Origin of the sequence: Paenibacillus sp. FSL R5-0928 (assembly GCF_037970385.1) — a bacterium.
GTDB lineage: Bacteria > Bacillota > Bacilli > Paenibacillales > Paenibacillaceae > Paenibacillus_AQ > Paenibacillus_AQ odorifer.
Window position 1 is genome coordinate 5,402,392 of the sequence record NZ_CP150225.1, and the last position, 19,241, is coordinate 5,421,632.

19 protein-coding genes are annotated in these 19,241 nt (G+C 43.3%); 4 read left to right on the forward strand and 15 right to left on the reverse strand.

Annotation, left to right across the window (positions count from 1 at the left end; genetic code table 11):
* Window positions 1-2: 2 nt before the first annotated feature.
* The 6 genes from MKZ16_RS24445 to MKZ16_RS24470 all read right to left on the reverse strand — a co-directional run bounded on the left by MKZ16_RS24445 (window position 3) and on the right by MKZ16_RS24470 (window position 6,084).
* Entirely contained in the window at window positions 3-938 is a 936-nt protein-coding gene (locus tag MKZ16_RS24445; RefSeq protein ID WP_036683689.1) for an ABC transporter permease, read from the reverse strand.
* Window positions 939-941: 3 nt separating this feature from the next.
* Complete coding sequence (locus tag MKZ16_RS24450; protein ID WP_036683691.1) at window positions 942-1,874, reverse strand: ABC transporter permease; 933 nt, start codon at window positions 1,872-1,874, stop codon at window positions 942-944.
* Between the two features lie 221 nt (window positions 1,875-2,095).
* Window positions 2,096-3,805: a peptide ABC transporter substrate-binding protein gene (locus MKZ16_RS24455; protein WP_036683694.1), complete on the reverse strand. Its 1,710-nt coding sequence runs from the start codon at window positions 3,803-3,805 to the stop codon at window positions 2,096-2,098.
* 150 nt (window positions 3,806-3,955) lie between these two features.
* Window positions 3,956-4,342 carry a DUF3397 domain-containing protein gene (locus tag MKZ16_RS24460; protein ID WP_036683696.1) on the reverse strand — a complete coding sequence of 129 codons (387 nt, stop codon included), beginning with the start codon at window positions 4,340-4,342 and terminating at the stop codon, window positions 3,956-3,958.
* Window positions 4,343-4,363: 21 nt separating this feature from the next.
* Entirely contained in the window at window positions 4,364-5,326 is a 963-nt protein-coding gene (locus tag MKZ16_RS24465) for a 2-dehydropantoate 2-reductase (protein ID WP_036683699.1), read from the reverse strand.
* A gap of 107 nt (window positions 5,327-5,433) precedes the next feature.
* Window positions 5,434-6,084: an RsfA family transcriptional regulator gene (locus MKZ16_RS24470; RefSeq protein ID WP_036683702.1), complete on the reverse strand. Its 651-nt coding sequence runs from the start codon at window positions 6,082-6,084 to the stop codon at window positions 5,434-5,436.
* A 345-nt stretch (window positions 6,085-6,429) separates the two neighbouring features.
* Between MKZ16_RS24470 and MKZ16_RS24475 the strand changes: the two genes are divergently transcribed.
* On the forward strand, window positions 6,430-6,666 hold the full coding sequence (locus MKZ16_RS24475) for a DUF2626 family protein (RefSeq protein WP_036683705.1): 237 nt from the start codon (window positions 6,430-6,432) through the stop codon (window positions 6,664-6,666).
* 166 nt (window positions 6,667-6,832) lie between these two features.
* Window positions 6,833-7,933 carry a hypothetical protein gene (locus MKZ16_RS24480; protein ID WP_036683942.1) on the forward strand — a complete coding sequence of 367 codons (1,101 nt, stop codon included), beginning with the start codon at window positions 6,833-6,835 and terminating at the stop codon, window positions 7,931-7,933.
* On the opposite strand, the gene MKZ16_RS24485 is transcribed toward MKZ16_RS24480, so the two are convergent.
* Together MKZ16_RS24485 and MKZ16_RS24490 are read right to left on the reverse strand one after the other, a co-directional pair.
* Window positions 7,925-9,151, reverse strand: a complete 1,227-nt coding sequence (locus tag MKZ16_RS24485; protein WP_036683707.1) for an extracellular solute-binding protein — start codon at window positions 9,149-9,151, stop codon at window positions 7,925-7,927. The genes MKZ16_RS24480 and MKZ16_RS24485 overlap by 9 nt on opposite strands.
* A 201-nt stretch (window positions 9,152-9,352) precedes the next feature.
* The gene (locus tag MKZ16_RS24490) at window positions 9,353-10,684 is read right to left on the reverse strand and encodes a PhoH family protein (RefSeq protein ID WP_076103780.1); all 1,332 of its coding nucleotides are present in this window, start codon (window positions 10,682-10,684) and stop codon (window positions 9,353-9,355) included.
* Between the two features lie 107 nt (window positions 10,685-10,791).
* Between MKZ16_RS24490 and MKZ16_RS24495 the strand changes: the two genes are divergently transcribed.
* Window positions 10,792-11,367, forward strand: a complete 576-nt coding sequence (locus MKZ16_RS24495; RefSeq protein WP_036683713.1) for a YhcN/YlaJ family sporulation lipoprotein — start codon at window positions 10,792-10,794, stop codon at window positions 11,365-11,367.
* A 56-nt stretch (window positions 11,368-11,423) separates the two neighbouring features.
* Here MKZ16_RS24495 and MKZ16_RS24500 read toward each other — a convergent pair whose 3' ends face one another.
* From MKZ16_RS24500 to MKZ16_RS24525, 6 genes are all read right to left on the reverse strand, one after another.
* Window positions 11,424-11,876 (reverse strand): pyridoxamine 5'-phosphate oxidase family protein, encoded by a 453-nt coding sequence (locus MKZ16_RS24500; RefSeq protein ID WP_036683715.1) that lies wholly within the window; start codon window positions 11,874-11,876, stop codon window positions 11,424-11,426.
* A 101-nt stretch (window positions 11,877-11,977) separates the two neighbouring features.
* The gene (locus MKZ16_RS24505) at window positions 11,978-13,078 is read right to left on the reverse strand and encodes an LCP family protein (protein ID WP_036683718.1); all 1,101 of its coding nucleotides are present in this window, start codon (window positions 13,076-13,078) and stop codon (window positions 11,978-11,980) included.
* 82 nt (window positions 13,079-13,160) lie between these two features.
* Window positions 13,161-13,457, reverse strand: coding sequence for a YlaH-like family protein (locus MKZ16_RS24510; protein WP_036683721.1), 297 nt, complete (start codon window positions 13,455-13,457; stop codon window positions 13,161-13,163).
* A gap of 129 nt (window positions 13,458-13,586) precedes the next feature.
* Window positions 13,587-15,428, reverse strand: a complete 1,842-nt coding sequence (gene typA / locus MKZ16_RS24515) for a translational GTPase TypA (RefSeq protein WP_036683723.1) — start codon at window positions 15,426-15,428, stop codon at window positions 13,587-13,589.
* 205 nt (window positions 15,429-15,633) lie between these two features.
* Complete coding sequence (locus MKZ16_RS24520; RefSeq protein ID WP_076103779.1) at window positions 15,634-16,143, reverse strand: hypothetical protein; 510 nt, start codon at window positions 16,141-16,143, stop codon at window positions 15,634-15,636.
* A gap of 220 nt (window positions 16,144-16,363) precedes the next feature.
* A complete protein-coding gene (locus MKZ16_RS24525; protein ID WP_036683728.1) occupies window positions 16,364-17,023 on the reverse strand; it encodes a TerC family protein in 660 nt (219 codons plus the stop codon).
* Between the two features lie 172 nt (window positions 17,024-17,195).
* Between MKZ16_RS24525 and MKZ16_RS24530 the strand changes: the two genes are divergently transcribed.
* The gene (locus tag MKZ16_RS24530; RefSeq protein WP_076098540.1) at window positions 17,196-17,888 is read left to right on the forward strand and encodes a TerC family protein; all 693 of its coding nucleotides are present in this window, start codon (window positions 17,196-17,198) and stop codon (window positions 17,886-17,888) included.
* 67 nt (window positions 17,889-17,955) lie between these two features.
* On the opposite strand, the gene thiI is transcribed toward MKZ16_RS24530, so the two are convergent.
* The gene (gene thiI / locus MKZ16_RS24535) at window positions 17,956-19,236 is read right to left on the reverse strand and encodes a tRNA uracil 4-sulfurtransferase ThiI (RefSeq protein ID WP_235219500.1); all 1,281 of its coding nucleotides are present in this window, start codon (window positions 19,234-19,236) and stop codon (window positions 17,956-17,958) included.
* Between the last annotated feature and the right edge of the window lie 5 nt (window positions 19,237-19,241).

The following is a 19,241-nucleotide window of genomic DNA, read 5'->3' on the forward strand; positions in this document are numbered from 1 at the left end:
TCCTATTTCTTCAGCTTAGGATCAAGCGCGTCACGAAGACCATCACCGAAAATGTTGAAAGAAAGCATTGTTAAGCTGATTAGGATCGCAGGGAACAAGAAGCGCCATGGATAGTACAGCCAGCCGGTGAGTGAGTCATTGATCATCGATCCAAGTGAAGCAACAGGAGCTTGTACACCAAGACCCAAGAAGCTTAGGAAGGCCTCAGCAAAGATAGCATTTGGTACAGACAGTGTAATGGTTACGATAATCGGACCAACCGCGTTCGGCAGAAGGTGCTTGAACAACAGTCTCGCAGAACCAGCACCCATGGAACGGGACGCCAATACGAATTCGCGATTCTTGAGCTGCATAATTTCTCCACGCACAATCCACGACATCGTAATCCAGCCTGTAATGGTTAGAGCTAGGATGATTGTTCCAAGACTTGGCTCAAGAACGACCAAGAGCAAGATTACAACCAGCAAATATGGAATAGAATACAAAATTTCAGAGAATTTATTCATAATATTATCTACACGGCCGCCGAAGAAGCCCATAATGCCTCCGTAGATAACACCGATGAACAAGTCGATGGCTGCCGCAGCAAGACCAACGATCAAGGAGATCCGTGCACCGTACCAAGTACGAACAAAGATATCACGACCAAGATCATCCGTTCCAAACCAGTGATCGGAGGAAGGGGGCTTGTTGGTGCTCATCAAATCATTAGAATAATAGTTATATTTCGAGATAAAAGGTGCAAAAATCGCTGCAAGTACAATCAAACCCAGGATACCGAGCGCAGTCATCGCCATTTTATTTTGACGCAACCGTTGCCAAGAGTCTTTCCAAGCAGAGAGACTCTCACGCTGGATAACTTCGGCTTCTTTTTCATCCACACCGACTTTTTGAAAATCTTCCGGTTTTAGATTTAGCAAGTTATTTTCAGTAGCCACTCTTTAGCCCTCCTTTCCTCCACTTAATTTCATACGTGGGTCAATCAATACATAAGCAATATCAGTAATAAAGCGGGCAACCATGAGTAATACACCATAGAAAATGGTTATCCCCATAATAACGGTATAGTCACGGACACCAATCGCTTCCACGAACTGTTTACCAATACCCCCAACACCAAAGATCTGCTCGATAACAACCGAACCAGTTACGATGTTAGCTGTCATTGGACCCATATAAGTAACAACAGGTAGAATTCCGTTACGAAGTACATGACGGCTCAGAATAGCCATCCAGCTCAATCCCTTTGCTTTAGCCGTTTTGATATAATCCGCATTCAAAACTTCAAGCATGCTTGAACGGGTCAAGCGGGCGATAAAGGCGATCGGCTGTGCCGAGAGCGCGGCCACGGGTAAGAAATAATAGATTGGCCCTTTAAAACCTGAAACCGGTACCCAACCCAGTTTGAAAGCAAATACGTACTGCAGTAATGACGCGACTACAAAGCTCGGAACCGCAATCCCCAGAACTGCCAGCACCATAGCTGCGCTGTCAATAAACTTTCTGTGATAGAGTGCCGCCAACATGCCGAGAAATACTCCGACAATAACCGCCACAACGATTGCGACGAGTCCCAGCTTCAGCGACGCTGAAAAGGTTTGACTGATCAAATGTGATACATCTTGATTTAGGCGTTTCATTGAGACACCTAGGTCACCTTGGATAATATCACCTAAATACTTAAAATACTGATGAGAGAGCGGCTTGTCCAGACCATATTGTTCCATCAGACGTGCTTTAATTTCTGGCGGTACCTTCTTTTCAGAAGTAAACGGATCCCCCGGAATAGCTTTCATCAAGAAAAAGGTAGCTGAAATCAATACAAATAGAGAAACCAACATATAGAAAAACTTATTTGCGACATAACGAACCATCCCCATCACACCTCCTCCGACAATTTTTGATACACATAATAATGATTTTATGAAAAAAACGGATTTTTGTCTATTTTCTATATATGTTATTAATAACATTAATTAACAAATAGACAGGAGTACAAAAAAAAGGGATATATATGGAATTCCACATATATATCCCGAAGTATTCTGCAACTTCAGTCAACTAACTATTCTGTTGTAATTACTAAAGCAATATCTTAGTGCTCAAGCAAGTATCCGCGAGTCAAGTCAATTGCACCACTAAAGTCAAGAGTAACACCTTTAAGGTACTCTTTAGTCAGGGAGTTGTTAGTGTAGTAGTACAAAGGAATCAGAACCATATCTTGCTCGATGAGCAATTTTTCAGCTGCAGCAAACTTTTCTTGACGTACTGCCAAGTCAGTACTTGTTTTAGCTTCGCTGATCAATTTGTCATACTCAGGGTTAGCGTAACCAGTATCATTGTTACCGCCACCTGTTACCCACATATCAAGGAAAGTCATTGGATCATTGTAATCCGCAGTCCAACCAGCACGAGCAACTTGGTAGTTCAGGTTTTGACGGTTTTCAATAAATACAGCCCACTCTTGGTTAACGGTTTGTACGTCGATACCAAGATTGTTTTTCCACATATCAGCAATCGCCAAAGCGATTTTCTTGTGACCTTCACTTGTGTTGTAAGTCAGGGAGAATGTAGGCAGTTTATCCATACCTTCTTCTTTCAGACCTTCAGCAAGCAATGTTTTAGCTTGTTCTAGATCTTCAGTGAAGTAGCTATCTTTAACTGCTGTACGGTATTCACCATCAGCACCAGCGATACCTGGAGGTACAAAACCGAATGCTGGGAATTGTCCACCTTGAACTACATTGTCAATCAAAGCTTGGCGGTTAAGCGCCATTGCAAGAGCTTTACGGATTTTAGCGTTTGTGAATGGTTTTTCAGTGATATTGAATTCGTAGTAGTATACGGAAGCAATACCTTTACGGCTGAATTCGTTAGGAAGTTCTTTTTGTACGATTGGAATTTGTTCTGATGGAATTTCACCAGTTGGTCCGCCCGCACGATCATATTCACCGTTCTTGTAGCTGAGCAGTTCAGTTGCACCGCTGTTTACAAGGGAGAAATCGATAGCGCTAAGTTTAATGGAATCTTTATCCCAGTATTTATCGTTTTTAGTTACAACAAGAGTTTGACCAGTAGTCCACTCAGTAAGAGTGAAAGCACCGTTAACGATCATAGAATCTTTGCTTGTTGCCCATTTAGGATTACTCTCAATGGATTTGTGTACAGGGTAATAAGTGTAGAAGGAAAGCAATCCAAGGAAGTAAGGAGTGGAGGATTCAAGAGTAACTTCAAGAGTTTTCTCATCAATCGCTTTGACACCTACTTGACTGAAATCAGTAATTTCCTTGTTGTAGTACTTTTCAGCATTTTTGATGTAGTACAATTGATAAGCGTAAGGCGCAGCAGATGCAGCAGCAGGATCGAGCACGCGTTTCCAAGCGCGAACGAAATCTTCTGTTGTTACAGGATCGCCGTTACTCCATTGTGAATCACGGAGTTTGAAAGTATATACCAGACCGTCAGCGGAAACTTCCCAGCTTTCAGCAACACCTGGTTCAGCTTGACCTGTTTCATCATTCATGCGAGTCAAACCTTCGTACATTGTTTTCAGGACAGTGTTAGCTTGGCTATCTTGCGCCAATCCTGGGTCAAATGTTGGAGGCTCAGAACTAAGGTTAATTCTCAATGTTTGGTCAGCAGCCAATTTTTCTTCTGTAGCTGCATTACCAGTTGCCGTGTTACCAGTGTTAGCATTGTTACCTTTATTGCCGCTGTTTGCATTGTTTCCGCCGCAGCCAGCAAGCACTGTGCCGATAACAAGTACTAATGCAATCATTAGCAATAGACTTTTACTCTTCTTCATCTAGCAGTTCCCCCTAAATAGAATGTGGTATATGGTTTATGATTATACAACCAGTGGTCAAAAAAATCTAGTGCAATGTTTTCAGAAAATATTTTTTTTTTAAAACTTTAAACTTTTGTGACGTTGACGCTTCACCGAAGCAGTGGAACGTTACATCGCTTGTGATATGTAGGTAATTAGCCCAACAAACATAAATAATAAATATCCGACGCTCATAAAAAAGAACGAAAGTCTCCAAACTGCCCGAAATAACCGCTTCCCATCTACCTTTCCTTTCATCCGATTTTGAGCTCCGCCAATCAGTCCAGCGGATATTAATACAATAATTAGTATAAGGTAAAACCCAAAACCGGAATTAAAGATGTTATTAAACAATGCGGAGACCGACAATAATAAAAAAAATGTGGTCACGTCCATAGCGAGCATAAAAGTTTTCTTTTTATCTTTTTTTAAGCCTTTTCCAATGAAAAAAACAATCAAAAACGGCACAATCGGAATAACGCTTAAAGTAATAACCGAATCCATCAGCAGTCCCATAGCTTCACCTCTCCCCAGAGATCATACCCCAATACCTTCTACTAATTGGCAGAGCCAGCGATTTAATGGTGCCGACACTCCAGATCGTTCTGCCATTTCTACAAGACTTCCATTGATCCAACGAATTTCTGTGGTTCTTGAAGCAAGTACATCTGCCAGCATAGATGAAATATTGCCAGACGTTAACCGGCACACCTGAAGGATGTTATCCCAAGCATCCTTATCATAAGTAATTTCACAGAAATCATACACCATTGTTGCTTCTTCAAAAACTTCCTTCATTAATTGGAGGCGTTGCTCTGAAGACAGCAGCTTCCCATTTGGAATACGCCAAATCGCCGTGAGTGGATTAATAACGGCATTGATCAAGAGCTTCCGGTAAATCATGGTATCCACTTCATTCGACAAAAAGGCTGCGAATCCTGCCATTATGAGAACTTCTATTAAATTATTCGCTTTTAAATCATTATGTATGCTATGAGCTTGTCCATCCCCTGAGCTCCATTTTCCTATCCACACCTCCCCTGCTCCTGCATGAATGACCTCAGTTAATGATTTGCGCTTCGCAGCCTCCGTAGTCACAGCTACATATAAATTGGCGTCCGGCAACAAGCCCCCCAACATCTCCATATGTCCTGTACCATTCTGAAAACATATCATATGTACTTGCTCTTCCTTAAGTAGGGATAGAAATTCAGGCAAATCATTATGTAGAGTATTCTGTTTAACCGTCACCACGATCCAATCACTCGGCTCTTCTAGATAAGCACCAGCGAACTCCCCTATTGGCGCGGATACAAACTGATCTTCCGAAATTGTTATCGGCTCGCGTTCATCCTCGTAGGTAACCGTTAAGCCATCACGCCCTAATCGTTGGCATTGTTCTACCCCTCGGCACCACAGTCTCACATCATTCCCGGCTTGGATCAATCTCCCTGCCAGCAGCAGCCCGAGTGAACCTGCACCAATTATATCAATTTTCATATAACCCTCCTGCTGATCTTAAGCACAATTTTTCTAAGTATACCAAAAACCCCGCAAGTGGTGCTTAAAAAGCAGACCACTTGCGGGATTGTTAGTTAACCTATCGTTTATTCAATGCGTTCTAAATTTCCGTTACCATCCATTTTGAAACGAGTCTTCATTTCTTCTTCTTCTTCATTTAAGAAAGCAAGCCTGCGAGCACGATCCATAATCTGAATTAAAGCTTTGTAATCATCGTTGACTACCCGGTAGTCGCTTTGAGCAAGATTAACCTCTTTAGACAACCGCTCATTCTCAGATCGTAATTCTGTTAATTCATCTTCCTTCTCGCGCAGATCTCTTTCCAGCATTTTCAGCTGACGTCCTGCTTCCTGGATCGTACCCTTCCATTGTCTTAAGAAACGAATGACCGCATCAATGGATAATGTGTTTTCACTTAATCCCTCACCGCGCCCAAATTCCTCATCGACATCACCCAGAATCAGACCAGCTACTTGCGCTCCTCTTACTGACGGCTGCTTTTTCAGGTAGCTACGCTTTTGACGCTGCCCTTTAGCAATACCGATTGCACCTTCATAACTTTTCCGAACACAACTGTTCCAGCGGAATCCGCAAGCGGCCGAAGTTCTGCCGATTTTTTCACCCACCTCTTCAAAAGCGGCAAGCTGTGTGCTGCCCTCCCGAATGTGTCGCAAAGTTACTTCTGCCAATATTAGATCATCTTCTGCACTCCAAGCGTCCTGTCTAACGGCTGTCATAAAGCCAAACCTCCTAACAACGTCATGAAATAACCATCTCCATAACCGGCAGTTCTGCCGGGTAGTGAATAGGGATAAAAGCTGCTTACTCCATTTCTATGCTTCTCATAGAGTTCATAGAATCTATTTGATACTAATTTGTATTTCCATTATCTGCGTACATCATACGCATAAAACTATAAATTCTCTTTTTTAAAGCGCTAATCACTCAGGTCAATTATAAAAATCACATTTTTTGAAGATTAGTGCATTTTTTTCAATGAATTCGTTTACACATAATTATGTTGAGGGTATAATAAATCGAAGGAATATTCGTGAGATACATACTGGAAGGGGGACTCTCTCTTGGACCGCATGTTTCGGGTATTAGGTTTTTTCACATTAGCTATTGGATTGATGGCTTTCGCCGGAGGTCTAACAGAAATGGCCTTGCTTTTCTTTTTGCAAACAGCATTTTTCGTAATACTTGGCTATATGAAATTTACTGAAAAAACTTATGTTCTTCTCTTCTGGGCATACATGATTCTGACTTTCACCGGATTTAGTTATTGGACGATCTTTCAAATGGGTCTTCCACTATAAATTGCAGTACTCTTTTGGAGCGGATGAGGTCCTTATCTTATAAGGATCACTTCCGTTTTTTTGTTTGTATGCTATTTTAGAAGGGTTAAACATATTATTAGTACATACATATATCATTTCAAAAAAAGGTGGTGGTGTGGTGCGCTCCCGCAATTTACAAAGCCGCATGATTGCAACCATACTAATTCTCTTCTGCTGTACTTTGTTTCCGTTACAACCTGTGAAGTACTTGTCTGCCGATCCTAGCGGTGATTTTTTCAACTCTGCTATACCAGATAATGAAGAAACCCGTAAACTACTTGAACAGACCTTGTCTTCTGCAGAAATTGAACGTGAAATCATCAAGATTACAGCCGAACAAAAAGCGCTTGAACAAAAGGTAGAAAGCTTGAACAGACAAGCTACCCAGAAAAAAACAGCCATTGCGGACCAACAGGAACGGGCAGGTGCAGTTGTGCGTTCTTATTATATGGGGGATAGAGATAATCTTCTGGTCGCGTTTTTTTCAGCAAAAAGTATCAGCAGATTCCTGGCTCTGTTCGATTATTATGAGATTATTATTGGGAATGACCGCGATATTCTCTCACAATATGAAGAACAATATAAGGATTTGAAGGATACCATTCAGACTGCGAAGCGAAACTCGGAAGAGCTCGCCCGGCTGCGCACGGCTCTGGAGGAACAGCAAGTTCGGGTAAACGCGCTCAACAAGGAAATTGAGGGTGGGATTAAAAATAGCAGCGATCCTGAAAATATGAGTACTCTACTTAAAGAATTCACATTATATTGGGAGAATATCGGCCTGCACGAGGTAAAAACATATTTCAAGGCGTTATCCTCCGCAATGAATAAACTACCACAGTTTGTTCAGAATCGAGAGGGTGTACTGACTCGAAAGGGAATGACTTATGAGCTAAACCTGAAGGAAGAGGATTTGAATGAATTTTTGCAATCACAGAATTCGCTGTTTAAAGACTTCGCCTTTCATTTCAATGACGGTTCAATTACTGCCACTGGAAAAAGCGGAGCGCTAGCTCTTTCACTGACCGGTCACTACACCATTCAGGAAGAACCGATCAACGGCCTTATATTCCAAGTCGATCATATTGTATTTAATGGTCTTGAATTGCCTGACACGACAAGAAAAACGTTGGAAGAAGAATTTGACTTAGGCTTTTATCCTGGAAAAATAGTATCTTTCCTTCGTGCCACGGCAGTAGATAGCCAAGAGGGCGTCTTGCATGTTAAGCTTTCCATTTCATTTTAGGCCTTCTTTTAGATATTCTTTGTAGCCTTCCGCATCTATCTGCCCTGTTAATAGTAATGATACAGCTTCAACAACCTTACTCCAGCCGCCCTGTGACTCATCCTCCGGGGCGGTTTCTTCTGTCAGCAATAGCTCAACATCGAAAGGAAGTTTGTATTTAAAAGCATGCTCCGAACGATAAAGAACATCAAGCGCCGGCAAGCTCCCCGTATTCTCCAACCAATCCAACTGAGCATCCTCTGAGGTGATAAAAGTCAGCCAATTCACAGCTTCCTTTGGACTTTGAGATTGAGCTGGAAGGGCAAAAGATCGACTGTAACAGGATTCAAACCCACCTCCGTTATTGGCAGTCAGCGCCGGAACAGCAGCAAGGGATGAATTACCATGCTTCTGCCACTCGGATAACGGTAAAGAAGCAACCGCGACACTACCTCCTTGTAGCATATCCCAGACATCTTTATTGTAGCGGCTGGTGAGATAAAAATAACTGCGGGCGTTCTGAGTCCAATTCAACACTTCTTGGTTATCTGCTAACAAGCTGCTATTCATGCTCTCCATTACCGCTGACAATCCATAAGGATTACGGGTATCCATCGCGAGTAAATATTTTCCTTGCTCTTTAAGCACATTCTGAAGCAGGATATTCCACTCTTCGAGGCTTTTGGGTAATGCATTAAAACCCAGCTCCGCCAGCCGTTGTGGGGAATAAACGAGCACGTAAGGATCTATATCTAACGGGACTCCCCAATTATATCCATTCCACTGCATCAAGGGGATCAACTGTGTTAACGGTGCACTCCCCGGAACGCTCTGATACACATCCATCGGCAATAAATATCCACGTGTGGCCCAGTCCAGTATGCTTCGTCCATCTGCCATGACTATATCCGGGCTGTCCCCGATCGTTAAATCATGCTTCAATACCTCATCGGCATCCTCAATATCCACATTGCTTAAAATAACCTTTACTCCACTTTCTAAGGTATAACGGTTGCTAAGGAGCTCCAGTTCACTAAATTCTTCGCTATTTAACGATACTCTTATATGTAAGCTATCTATAGTTCCCTCATCTCCGGAAGAGGGATTGGTCGACTGACTTTGCGGTCTTTTCATAGGACGTGGATCGTTACTGGTACTCAATTCCATACTGGGCGACAGGCTTGTCAGCGATAGTAGTAAAATTGCAAAAAGCAGCCAATAATTTTTGCGTTTCAGCACGATTTCCCACCTTCCCTTTTGATTGGTCTCCCCTATTTTACCAAACCCTCCGGTGCTTGTCTTTAGTTTGTGAAACCGTTCTCTTTCTATTATATGGGTGAAACGCTCTAAAACCTCCTAAATTCCTCTGCCGTTTCCGGGCGGGCAGGAAAAAGCCGGGAGTGTTTGCTTCTCCCGGCTGAAAATTGGATTCATGAACGGCTAGAGTAGATCCGCGGCCAATTGCGCCAAGCGGGAACGTTCACCTTTTTCCAAAGTAATATGTCCGCTAATCCCTTGCTGCTTAAACTTCTCGACGATATAGCTCAGTCCGTTGCTCGCAGCATCCAGATATGGATGATCGATTTGCTCCGGATCGCCCATTAGAATGACTTTACTTCCTTCTCCCGCTCTGGAGACAATGGTCTTCACCTCATGACGGGAAAGGTTCTGCGCCTCATCAATAATAATGAACTGTGATGGGATTGAACGGCCGCGAATATAGGTTAAGGCTTCTACCTGTATACTGCCTAACCCCATTAAGATTTTATCGATATCGCCAGCTTTTTTGGTATCGAACAGGAATTCCAGATTATCATAAATAGGCTGCATCCAGGGTCTAAGCTTCTCATCCTTCTCACCGGGCAAGTAACCAATGTCCTTACCCATAGGAACAACCGGACGGGCGATAAGCAATTTTTTGTATTTATGTTCATCCTCCACTTTGAATAGTCCGGCTGCAAGCGCCAATAACGTCTTCCCTGTCCCAGCCTTACCCGTGATCGTTACGAGCGGGATTTCATCATTTAGCAGCAGCTCCAGTGCCATTCGTTGTTGAGCATTACGGGCGCTGATCCCCCAAACCGAATCATTGCCCAGATAGAGTGGCTCCAGACGTGTGGCATCACTATTCACTTTTAGAAGAGCTGATTTGCCAGTGCCAATCTCATCCTTGAGAATCACAAATTCATGAGGGTACAACGGATACGACAACGCGAGCTGTTTTACCGTCAGAGAGCGGTGACTATAATATTCATCAATCAATGCGGGATGCACCTGCAGAGATTGGTAACCAGTGTATAGTTCATTTAAGTCTCCAGTACGATCTGACAAATAATCCTCTGGCGTAATTCCAAGTACATCCGCTTTAATACGAACCAGTACATCCTTGCTCACAAGCACAACGGGACGCGGATCAGGCTTCTCATTCTCTTCATTCAAATAATTGAGCGCAACAGCCAAAATCCGATTGTCGTTAGACACCTCACCAAACATTTCCTGTACCTTCACAAAACTGCGATGGTTAAGTTCTACCTTCAGCTTGCCTCCATGCTCCAGTTCCACACCGCTATGCAGATGACCTAGTTCCCGGAGTCCATCGAGCAATCGGGATACCGTACGGGCATTCCGACCGATTTCGTCAGCATTGCGCTTCTTGGAGTCGATTTCTTCCAGCACAACAGCCGGAATAACCACCTCATGCTCCTTGAAAGAGAAAATTGATTTGGGGTCGTGCAAAAGCACGTTGGTATCTAGCACAAATATCTTGTTCATATTATCCCCTCCACAGCGCCTGGTTTGATTGATCATACATAACTCTTTCCGCCAAGGGAAAAGATAAGGTACAGAAACGATTCATTGGCTGAAAGGAGTAATCACATATGAGAAAATCAATATGTCTGTTGCTGGTACTGCTGCTACTGACAAGCTGCGGTATCGCTAATAAAAAGACATCACCCTCTCCTCAGAATAAACAATCTGCGAATGCTGTAAAGGGTACGGGGAACCATGAGGTTCGGCAATTGTCCAATGATGGTGCGACTAATCCTAAAGCCACCTCAAAAGCTGGTCAAGCCGTCAATGTTAATGGAGAAAATGAAATTGCACTTAAGGATCATTTTGAACAGTTGGCCAAAAGAGTTCCCGGTGTAAATGGCGCACACTGTGTAGTCATGAACAAAGTTGCCATTGTTGGTCTTGATGTAGAAGGTTCTCTAGGCCGCTCACGTGTAGGAAGCATCAAATATTCTGTAGCAGAAGCTATCCGCAAAGACCCAAGAAGTGTACGGGCGCTTGTCACAGCGGATATGGATCTCTCCAGCAGATTAGCGGAAATGAGCCGCCATATCTCCAAGGGACATCCGATTTCCGGATTCTCATCCGAGCTGGCTGATATTATCGGACGAATCATGCCACAGCTGCCAGAGGATACCAAGCCGCAAAGAAATGCACAGTAGTGGATAAAGGACAAAAGAAGTCCTTAGAATTCAAAAAAAGCCCAGTGATATTTTCACTAGGCTTTTTTCATGGCAGCAAATACTTGTCCGTCCAACTTCTCAGCGGCACGTCCATCATAAACTTTCGCATATCTTGGGGCGGAGTCAAGCTGCGCGCCGTAAAAAAGCGCGTTGCGGACCGCTTTAATTTCAACATCAAAACAGCACATCTTAAAGGGAACATCCTCTAGCGGGTCCTGCCTTACAGCAGCACTACCGTTTATGGCATAAACAGTTCCTTCACCAAACACAGTTATAGTTATTAATGGATTAACCTTCATATTATTCACAAGTCTTGAACGATGATCAATAGCCAAACGCACAGTACTAGGACTAACAGCATAAAGCCACGAAATAGCTGTGGATGTTGGACCGCCTGTCTCCGCATCAACTGTGTTTAGAAGAACAAAGGTTTCCGATTGCAGCATCGATAGCAAAGTTTCATTCAGCTGAGCAACGGCTTCGGACATAAGTACTGGCCCCCTATGCGACGTTAATTCATTCGATTTATTATATTATAGCACAGGCTGAAACTTGCATTCAATTTTAGCTATGGAAGATATTAAGGTCCTCAAGGCGCCTCAGCAGTTGTCGAATCAGCTCCAGTGGAAATTCCTGCAATTCGATCCTGCAAGCTTTTCTTAGCGGCCTCCAACTCCTCATCATTAATATATACATATGGACTTCGCCACGTTCCAGTAACCGGCTTGAATTCGATATTCTCTTTGGAAATCTTCCAATACGTCGCAATCATATCTTTGATTTGCGAATTTTCGATATCTGTCTTCATGTTACTGTCCACTGCATCAAGCACCTTGCCGATTTTCAATACGCCACCAAGCGATTGCATCTGATCCACCAGACTGTTCAGGACTTCGTTCTGGCGTTTGTTGCGATCAAAATCATCTGAAGCGTTAGTCTTAGGCTTGCAATTGGATTTACGATACCGCACATAGTCCAATGCATTTTTTCCATCCAGCTCTGCCGGACCCTTTTTCAGATTGATATTCGTGCCGTCCACAGTGTCTGTATAACACATATTTTCACTAATATTTACTTCGACTCCCCCAAGCTCGTCCACCACATCCCGGAAGCCCTGAAAATCAAGAATCGTTGTATAATCTACATCAATGTCCAAATACTTACCCATCATCGTCTTCATCTCGTCTTCAGCCAGTAGACCGGAGGATTTCTCCTTACCCTTGAAGCGAGCATAAAATTCATTAATCTTCGTTTTCTTATAGCCGCTTAGCTCCACATAGGTATCACGAGGAAGCGAAACTATGGTCGCTGATTTGGTCTTAGGATTAAGTGCTGCAACCATGATTACGTCAGTCAAATAAGACTCGTGTTTAGGTCTGTTATCCGTTCCCAGTATAAGCATCGTCAGTGGCTTTTCTGAAGCGGATTGCCCTGGAGCAACCGTACCCTCAACCCCTGCATTAAATACGCCATGCTCAAGCTTCCAATACAGATAACCGCCATAACCCAGCACGCCGAGGATCGCAATAATTAGCAAAGTTAACAATACTCTAACTAATCTGCCAAAAAAACCTCTCTTTTTCACTTTCTTTTTCGTTTTTTTCTTAGAAACACCCTTCACAGGCTGTTTTCTATTAGTAGGTTGTTGCCCGTTTGCTCTTGGAGGTAAACCGCTGTTTCTTGTACTCATAATAGAATAAAGTCCTTTTCATTTCATTTAGAATTAGAATTGCTACATTAATTAGACGATCCTTAAGGTACAAAAGTTGCGATTACGATCTCTTCGCTGCTGCTGCGGCCTTTCTCTTCTGTCGAGCTTCTACTATATAACGTATCCGTACCATCAGCATTAATCCGACAGCAACCAACAGACATTGGATAATCGGAAGCTTATCATGTTGGAAAATGAGGAGCATGCCAGAGCCAATCGCCATCATTATGTAGAGCATGATTTCCTTGCCAATCGATAACTTTTGATTCACACGAAAGACTTGATTATAAACAAAAGTAAGCAATATAAAGATAACAATATAAGCGACGATTGGATGCTCAGCGAACCACACCTGCATAGATAACCGCACTCCTCCCAAATTTAAGATACGTTTACATTATATCATCAGTAGGGGAATTTTTTGTTTCTTATATTAAAAAAAGCCGCCGGATGCAATAATCCGGCGGTCTTATTCAAAAGCATGTGTTTACGCGTTGGCTTGTGCTGTTTTACGTTGTTTCTCTACACGTTCGCGTTCGCCTTTGTTCAGAATCTTTTTACGCAAACGAATGGATTTAGGTGTAATTTCACAATATTCATCATCGTTCAAATATTCAAGTGCGCCTTCCAAAGAGAAAGTGCGTGGTGTCTTCATTTTTACAGTATCATCTTTACCTGAGGTACGCATGTTGGTAAGTGCTTTTTCTTTACAGATGTTAACGATAATATCGTTATCACGGGTATGCTCGCCTACGATCATACCTTCATAAATTTCTGTACCTGCATCCAAGAAGAGAATACCACGATCCTCAACACCCACGATTCCGTATTGTGTTGTTGATCCAGTCTCACTTGCTACAAGCACACCTTGATGACGTCCGCCAACTTGACCAGCAACCAGTGGAGCGTAGCTGTCAAAAGCATGGTTCATAACGCCGTAACCGCGTGTCAAAGTCAAGAAGTAAGTGTTGTAACCAATCAAACCACGTGCAGGAATCAGGAACTCCAGACGTACTTGACCCGTACCGTTGTTAATCATATTGACCATTTCGGCTTTACGAGTACCCAGACTCTCCATAACAGAGCCCATGCTTTCTTCTGGAATATCAATCATTAGACGCTCAAGCGGCTCCATTTTGACACCGTCGATTTCTTTAATGATTACTTGTGGTTTAGAAACTTGCATTTCATAACCTTCACGACGCATATTCTCGATCAGAATACCAAGGTGAAGCTCACCGCGTCCAGAAACGATAAATGCATCAGGACTATCAGTTTCTTCCACACGCAAGCTCACATCTGTTTCAAGTTCTTTAAAGAGACGCTCACGTAGTTTACGGGAAGTTACCCATTTACCTTCTTTACCAGCAAAAGGACTGTTATTCACTAGGAATGTCATTTGCATGGTTGGCTCGTCAATCTTCAGAACCGGAAGTGCTTCAGGGTTTGCAGGATCAGCAATGGTCTCACCAATGTTGATGTCCTTGATCCCTGCAATAGCAACGATATCCCCTGCGCCCGCTTGCTCTGTTTCAATACGTTTCAAACCTTGGAAGCCGAACAATTTCTCGATACGTGCAGTTTTGCTCTTACCATCACGCATAATAACTGTTACAGATTGACCTTGTTTGATCACACCGCGGTTAACACGTCCAATCGCAATACGACCCAAGTATTCGTTATAATCCATCAACGTTACGAGGAATTGAAGCGGTTCTTCAACACTTTCGGTTGGAGCTGGAATATGTTCAACGATGGTTTCGTAGAGCGAAAGCATCGTTTCATCTTGTTTCTCAGGATCCATGCTTGATGTACCATTAAGAGCAGATGCATAAACAACCGGGAATTCCAATTGTTCGTCATTTGCTTCAAGTTCGATGAACAAATCGAGCACTTCATCAATAACTTCCTTAGGACGAGCAGCTGGACGGTCAATCTTGTTCACGACAACGATCGGTGTAAGTTTTTGTTCCAATGCTTTACGCAGAACGAATTTCGTTTGCGGCATGCAGCCTTCATAAGCATCAACAACCAGCAATACACCGTCAACCATTTTCATGATCCGTTCTACTTCGCCACCGAAGTCAGCATGTCCAGGTGTATCCACAATGTTGATCAAAAACTCTTTATAAGTAATTGCTGTATTTTTAGCTAGGATTGTAATTCCACGTTCCCGCTCGATATCATTAGAGTCCATAGCACGTTCTTGCAAGTGCTCATGGGCGCTGAAGATCCCCGATTGTTGAAGGAGCTGATCGACGAGTGTTGTTTTGCCATGGTCAACGTGGGCAATGATCGCAATGTTGCGAATATCTTTTCTTGAATGCATGATTTGTATCCAAATCCTCTCATTTATCAAATTAAAACTGTTAAAATTCATAGCATGTCACGGCAGTCTCACAAAAGAAGCGCCAGGCAGAAAGCCGACGCTTCAACATAACATTAATATTATAGTGAAAGTACCATGAAAAGCAAGTCTTTTTATGAAAAAACAGTTACCAATTTCCGTTTTTTTTCACAAGATCCTACAGCAATTAACTTCGGTACCATCTATTCCGGCCACGTGCTCTGCCTCGACCGGTAATCAGCCAAATTCCTGCAGCTATTAATACAATCCCGATCAGGTAGATCGCGCCGGTGCCCATAAGGCTGAAAATACAAAGTACAAGGCTTAGTAAGCCTAATGTTACAGCAATTGCTGACAGTCCACCCGTCCGTCTTGGTTCATAGATAGAATATTCATACAAGCCCACGGCAAGACCAAGCAACAGCACAGGCCATAAGTTACTCATAAGCCCCCATCCCCAAATATTGCAAAGGCCAAACAACAAACCGTACACCGTTAATATCCCAGCAGGAACCAATACCGAGGCCGAAGCACGACGGCTGAAAAATAACATGTGCAGCACTATTCCTGGAATTAAAATCACTAGAGGCCAAAGCGCGCGGCCCAAAAATCCGAAGACGCCCAGCTTACCTAATAAAATCACGATGCCAGCAGCAACAATAAAAATTCCTAGCTGTATATCTTTCTTTGAAGACATCCTTCACCCATCCCTTCAATTTCACGTCTACCTCATTTCCTCATCACCTTATAGCCTGAAAGCGACAGGATTCTTACTCATATATTATCCGAAACATACACAAAATGCCATCACTCCCTGTGATTAATCAGTGTCTATAAGCACTTCTGATCGCGCAAAAAAAACGGACAATTCCAATTTATGGAGATGTCCGTTTAGTATTGCCTTTTATTGCAGTTTATTAACCTGCAGATGTTTTTCTACGTTTAATTGCTCCCGTAACCACAACTAATATGCCTAAGGCAATGGGCAAAAAGGAATGTAAGGAGGGGAATAAAAAGGAGAGCATCGTCCCTAATTTTGCATCCTGAAGCAACATATCCCCTGCTGTAAACGCCAATATATAAGCACCGATAAATACGAGCACTGGAAACCGGTGCAGCCAGCCTACAATGATGCCGCTTCCCCACACTACTATCGGAATGCTAAGGGCAATCCCGATGACAATTAAAGCCAAATCTCCTTTAGCTACTCCTGCAATGGCTAGTACATTATCCAGACTCATAATGAAGTCTGCTACAAGAATCGTTCGGATTGCTTTCCAGACTGAGGATGATTCCCTTACTCTGAGATCCTCCTCTTCCTCCAACAGCAGCTTGAACGCTATCCATAGCAGCAGCATCCCCCCTCCAGCCTGAATATAAGGGATTTTTAATAGCAATACCGCAACAAAAGTAAGCAAACACCGCAGAACAACTGCGCCTGCTGAGCCCCACCATACCGCAGTCTTTCGGTGCTTCGCCGAAAGATCCTTGCTGGCCATTGCGATAACCATTGCATTATCTCCGCTCAGCACCAGATTGATCATCAATATTTCACCAAGGAGCAATAATGAATCCATTCGCACTTACCTCCCCGAGTCACATGTAACTACTTGTATGTTCGGAAATGACAAGCTATGCTTCCTGTCCAACTTTTTTTGAGCGTGAACGCATGTTGGCTCCTTTTTTTGCGTATACAAAACTAAGCATATTTTGCAGCTCAATCTAACAAAACTTGGGAGTGACTTCGCTTTGAATACATCCATCTGGGAGTTTATATTATCGCTGCTCAACATTATTTTTCTAGATCTTATTCTGGCGGGAGATAATGCCATTGTGATCGGACTTGCAGCGCGTAATTTACCGTCCGACACGCAAAAAAAGGCTATCGTATTTGGAACAGCAGGCGCTGTAGTGTTGCGGATCTTCGCAACGATTCTGGTCGTATGGCTGTTGAAAATCCCCTGGTTACTGCTTGCCGGAGGGATTTTACTCATTCTGATTGCCTATAAGCTGTTAACCAGTGAGAACACTTCAACAGATATCAAGGCAGGTCAAAGCTTGTGGTCCGCTGTAGGTACAATCATTTTAGCTGATGCTGCCATGGGCCTTGATAATGTGATCGCCATTGCCGGAGCTGCCAAGCATAATATCTCACTGGTTATCATAGGACTGCTGATCAGTGTCCCCATCGTTGTGTGGGGAAGTACCCTTTTTATTAAATTAATCAACAAATATCCATGGATCATTTATATTGGTTCTGCTGTCTTAGGTTTTACTGCTTCAAGTATGATGACGGATGAACATCAGCTTGCGCCATTTTTTGATCATCATCCGCTGCTCAAATATCTGTTTATAATCGTGATCATTATAGGTATCTTGGCAGCGGGACATTGGAAACGCCAATCAAAACCAGAAGAGCCTCAGGAGGGCACAATCGTCTAAACCACAAAAAAACTGCCTCAGAACGTAGATTTCACTACGCTCCAAGGCAGTTTTTTGGTTTATTATTTTAGAACCATTCTTCCTGTAATCCAGCCTCAACACTTACAACATCACTAGGCTTCTCATCTCCATAGGGAGTGATTAACACGGTCTCTGTGGCTTCAATCGCTGCTTCCAGAAGTTCAGAATATCCCGGAAGCGTAGCCTCTATCTTATCCACAATCCGTAAATTCGGATTTGTTGTAGGTGATTTTGGAACAAATAAAGTACAACAATCCTCATAAGGAAGGATAGACAAATCATAGGTACCGATGTTCTTCGACAGGTCCACGATATCACTTTTGTCCATCATTACCAGCGGACGCAGAAGGGGGAGGGTTGTCGCCCGGCCAATCACGTTCATGCTTGGCAAGGTCTGGCTAGCGACTTGTCCCAGACTATCCCCGGTTACAATCGCCAATGCACCTTCGCGCTCAGCAAGCCGGGTAGTAATTCTCAGCATTGCCCGCCGCATCAGTGTAATAATCAGATTATCCTGGCCGATGCCGGTAAAGGAAGTCTGCACTTCTGTAAAGGGTACCAGATGCAGCTTGATTACACCCGCATAACGTGACAATACCCGCGCAAGATCCACAACCTTTTGTCTAGCAAGCTCGCTTGTATAAGGATAACTGTAGAAATGCACGCACTCCACTTCAAGTCCGCGCCGCATGGATGACCAGCCTGCTACGGGACTATCAATGCCACCGGACAGCAATAACATCGCTTTTCCGTTAGTGCCTAATGGAAATCCACCTACACCGGCAATATTTTCACAGAAAATATAAGTATGTCCCTGACGAATTTCGACCCTCAGCTCTAATTCAGGCGATTTAACGTCTACGGTGAGGCCAGGATATCCTTGCAATAGTGGTGTCGCGATCAGTTTATTCATCTCAATGGAGCCGTAAGGGAACTCTTTCCATACCCGCCGAGCATTAACCTTAAATCTGGTGCCCGGAGCAGGCGCGATTATCTCCAAAAATTGACGGCTTACCGCTACAATATCCTCAAGCTCTGACTTAGAAACCTTCACTGGACTGACAGAAGCAATGCCAAAGACATTCTTCAGTGCTTGTACCAATTCAATCGCAGATTCCCCGTTCAGTTCCACGTAAATTCTTCCGAATTCCTTGCTCAGAACTACGTTTGGATAAGGCTTAATCAATTCCTTCACATGACGCAGTACGGTTTTTTCAAATCGGGTACGATTTTTGCCCTTTAAAGTAAACTCCCCAAAACGCAGGAGCAGCATATCAGCGTATTCTATACTATGGGCTCTGCCTTCTGCAGATTCCTTGTTCATCATGCTCA